This is a genomic window from Acidobacteriota bacterium (assembly GCA_033549365.1).
Lineage (GTDB): Bacteria > Acidobacteriota > Aminicenantia > Aminicenantales > Saccharicenantaceae > JAWSUF01.
Window position 1 is genome coordinate 1 of record JAWSUF010000073.1, and the last position, 533, is coordinate 533.

The following is a 533-nucleotide window of genomic DNA, read 5'->3' on the forward strand; positions in this document are numbered from 1 at the left end:
CACTGCTGCCTCCCGTAGGAGTCTGGGCCGTGTCTCAGTCCCAGTGTGGCCGGTCACCCTCTCAGGCCGGCTACTGATCGTCGCCTTGGTGAGCTTTTATCTCACCAACTAGCTAATCAGACGCGGGTCCATCCATTATCGGTAGCTTATATATAGAGGCCACCTTTCAACCAAAGGTCATGCAACCCTCGGTGTTATCCGGTATTAGCTTCGGTTTCCCGAAGTTATCCCAGTTTAATGGGTAGGTTACCCACGCGTTACTCACCCGTCCGCCACTAACTTCTTTAGCTTCCACCCGAAGGCTTCTACTAAATCTGTCCGTTCGACTTGCATGTGTTAAGCACGCCGCCAGCGTTCGTCCTGAGCCAGGATCAAACTCTCCAAATAAATCTTTTATCTTTTCTCTCCCTCACTCTAAAAGAGTAAGCTTGAGCAGATTACTTGATTTAGATCTTAGTTAGATCTGTTACTCATCTTTTGACGAGATTTTTTCGCTGGTTTAAATCTTATTTAATCCAGTCTTGTCTTTTTAT

Annotated in this window: 1 rRNA gene; it reads right to left on the minus strand. The window is 46.7% G+C overall.

Going from position 1 to position 533, the window contains the following annotated elements:
* A 16S ribosomal RNA gene (locus tag SCM96_16120) occupies positions 1-387 on the minus strand; the annotation flags it as partial.
* Positions 388-533: the final 146 nt, after the last annotated feature.